Raw genomic sequence first — 2910 nt, forward strand, 5'->3', positions numbered from 1 at the left:
GCCAGGGGTCGAAAGCGGTCCTTGGGTCCAAGCCCGCGAGCGGACGCGACGAGGGTCGGCAAAGAGTCAGCTGCGGAAGCTAAGACCTTTCAACCTTCATCAGCAGTTCCTTAGACTCCACGATCATCTCTCGAAAGCGCGCCCGTTCGGCCTTCATCTCCTTCGTGAACATGCTGCTCTTGAGGGCGTTCATGTTCCCCTTGGGCGCGCCAGACCCCGTTGCGCCTCCGTGCATCCGGCAACGCTTCTTCCCGGACACCGCAGGCGCCTGACACGGCGAACCCTTGCGCGTCCTGGCCCCGCACCGCCGACTTCCGCGCATTCCCGCGGTGTTGCGCAGATGACTACCGGCCGCCACGGCGGACCGGAATGGGCTTCTTGAGACGCTCAGCTCGAGCGAACTGCGCGCCGTCGATGATCTGAGCGTGGGGCGAAGGGTCGTCCGGTAGGGCCAGCGGGGACTTCACGGGCTCATAGGCCCTTGGCGAGTTTGCGCCCGCGCCAACATTCCCGACGATCGCCTGGCCGCCCGCGTTGACGGTGACATGCTCCACCGTGATCTTCTGCTGACCGCGGCCACGGTGCTTGTCGAGCGCCTCGACGTGCCGTGCGTAGGTCGCAAGCAGCTTCGTGGCGTGCTTGAGGTTCTGATCGCGGCCCTCGAAAGACTGGCCCTCGAGTTGCGCACGCCTCAGGCATTCCATGGCCCCGTTATGGATCGCGACCATCTGCGTCGCCATCATGCCTTCGAGGGCATCGGTCGGCGCCAGTCCCTTGAGCGCGGCGACCGCGGCGTTAACCGCTTCCTGCCGGTCGGCATTGCTCATGCGAGCCGGAGCCCACAGAGCCTCGACGGCCTGCTTGACCAGCATAATGCCCAGGTTCCGATCCTGGGTGCCGGTCGCCTCCGGCAGGTCGGCCGGATCCAGCGCGACGGCCTGAACCTTCCTGTCCCGGCCCTCGGGTTCTTGATCCATCATTGGGAAGCCTCAGGCTCTGCGAAAGCGAGGGGTCATCATATCACTCTGCGCAGAACTGCGGGGCATCACTTACCCTACTGTGCAGGGGGTTGAATTGAGATTTTAAAGGCGAGCCCTCCCCTCCCCCTGCCTCTGGCCATGGGAACAGGTCGGGTTGTCAGGGTGATTCGGGTGTCGTCAGTGACAAAGCCTATGGGCCAGTGACATCGTCTAAGGGCCGCCCTAAAGGCGCCACCTGTGGCAGGAACAACCGTCAGGCGACGCCCAAAGGATCGGGGCCCCAGGCGGGGCCCTCAGGGTTCGGGGCAATGCGATCAGCGGCGTCTACAGCAAGTCTCCGCCTGCAGCGCCCGCCGTCGTACCCGTCGCCTTGAACGCCTTCATCACGTTCCGGCCCACGGTCCAGCGATGCACCTCGTCCGGCCCGTCGACCAGTCGCTGGGAGCGGATGTGAGTGTACCAGGCGGCGAGCGGGGTATCGCGGCTGTAGCCCAGGGCGCCGTGCAGCTGGATGGCGGTGTCGACCACGTGGTGGACCATGTGGGCCAGGTAGACCTTGGCGATGGAGTTTTCCTGCCGCATGTCGAGGCCCTTCTCGGCCTTGTAGGCGATGTGCAGCAACATGAGGCGGGCGATGTAGAGCTGGCTGGCGCACTCGGCCATCATGAACTGCACGGCCTGGCGCTCATCCAGCTTCTTGCCGAAGGTCTCGCGCTGGCTGATGTGGGCAGCGGCCATGTCCAGCGCGCGCTGGGCCATAGCCACATTGTGCATGCCATGACGCAGGCGCCCGTAGGCCAGACGATGCTGGCCCATATCGAAGCCCCGGCCCTCCCCGCCCAGCAGGTTTTCGGCCGGCACAACCAGGTCCTTGATCTCGATTTCGGCGTGGCCACCGCCCATGATGTGGCTGAGCGGGCCTTCAGCGGCCATGGTCGGGATATCGCGCTTGATCCGGTAGCCGGGGGTCGGCAGCTCGACGATGAAGGTCGAGAACTGCTGATGGCGCGGGGCGTCCGGGTCGGTTCGGGCCATCACCAGCGCCAGGTCAGCGGCGCTGGCGGCCGATGAGAACCACTTCTCGCCGTTCAGGATATAGTTCTCGTTGCCGTCCTTGACCGCCGTGGTGCGCATGCCGGTGGCGTCGGCGCCCGAGGCCTTTTCCGTCATCGAGTAGCAGACCCGCAGGTCGCCATTCAGCAGCGGCTTGAGGTACTTTTCCTTCTGGAAGTCGGTGCCGTGCGCCAGCAACGTCAGGATCGTGGCGTCGTCCGGCCCCTGACTGTTCATGCTCAGGGCGCCAAGGTGACTCATCCCCAGCTCCATCTGCACCAGGGCATTGGCCAGCGGGCCCAGACCCATGCCGCCATGTTCCTTGGGCACGAAGGGCAGCCACAGGCCCTGGGCCCGGGCCTTGGCGCGCAGTTCGGCCAAGACGACCTTGTAGCTTTCCTTGTCCACCAGCCGCTTCTCGGCGGGGATGCACTCGTCCTTCACCCACTGACGCACGCGCTCGCGTACGGCCTTGGCTTCCGGGGGGATTTCAAAGTCGATGGACATGGCGGAGCACTCCCTGAAACGTCTGTTTGAATTCTTGCGACAACGTGCGGCGGCTGGCGCGGCGAGGCAAGAGGGAAAGCCTCAGCGGACCTGCAACGCCTCCCCCATCCGGTCCTGGAACCACGCAACACCGTTCTCATGCTTCGGCGACAGCACACCGCCGCGATAGATCCCGGCCTCCAGATTGCGTTGCACCTCTTCGCAGACCTGCAGATCCTGGGCTGTGACCAGGTCGGAGACCTTCAGCATCGCCTCGAGCTCGGCGGTCCTGGCCGGGTCGAAGAAGTAGAAATAGTCCAGCCGTGTCTCGGTGGGTCCCACCGCCGTCATCCGCTCGATCATATAGCCGTGGCGTTAGACAGTGACCCCC

General features: G+C 64.9%; 4 protein-coding genes. All 4 read right to left on the minus strand.

The genetic code is table 11. From position 1 onward, the window contains the following. Window positions 1-79: 79 nt before the first annotated feature. Window positions 80-322 (minus strand): HGGxSTG domain-containing protein, encoded by a 243-nt coding sequence (locus tag ACIQ42_RS17655; RefSeq protein WP_397423538.1) that lies wholly within the window; start codon window positions 320-322, stop codon window positions 80-82. Window positions 323-344: 22 nt separating this feature from the next. Beyond that, a complete protein-coding gene (locus ACIQ42_RS17660) occupies window positions 345-980 on the minus strand; it encodes a hypothetical protein (RefSeq protein ID WP_397423539.1) in 636 nt (211 codons plus the stop codon). Window positions 981-1304: 324 nt separating this feature from the next. After that, window positions 1305-2540 carry an acyl-CoA dehydrogenase family protein gene (locus ACIQ42_RS17665; RefSeq protein WP_397423540.1) on the minus strand — a complete coding sequence of 412 codons (1236 nt, stop codon included), beginning with the start codon at window positions 2538-2540 and terminating at the stop codon, window positions 1305-1307. Between the two features lie 81 nt (window positions 2541-2621). Next, window positions 2622-2870, minus strand: a complete 249-nt coding sequence (locus ACIQ42_RS17670) for an SRPBCC family protein (RefSeq protein WP_397423541.1) — start codon at window positions 2868-2870, stop codon at window positions 2622-2624. Between the last annotated feature and the right edge of the window lie 40 nt (window positions 2871-2910).

Source organism: Phenylobacterium sp. (assembly GCF_044372605.1).
Classification (GTDB): domain Bacteria; phylum Pseudomonadota; class Alphaproteobacteria; order Caulobacterales; family Caulobacteraceae; genus Phenylobacterium.

Coding starts and splice junctions, on each gene's coding strand:
- ACIQ42_RS17660 (WP_397423539.1), bottom strand. CDS start 980: ATGATGGATCAAGAACCCGAGGGCCGGGACAGGAAGGTTCAGGCCGTC.
- ACIQ42_RS17670 (WP_397423541.1), bottom strand. CDS start 2,870: ATGACGGCGGTGGGACCCACCGAGACACGGCTGGACTATTTCTACTTC.
- ACIQ42_RS17655 (WP_397423538.1), bottom strand. CDS start 322: ATGCGCGGAAGTCGGCGGTGCGGGGCCAGGACGCGCAAGGGTTCGCCG.
- ACIQ42_RS17665 (WP_397423540.1), bottom strand. CDS start 2,540: ATGTCCATCGACTTTGAAATCCCCCCGGAAGCCAAGGCCGTACGCGAG.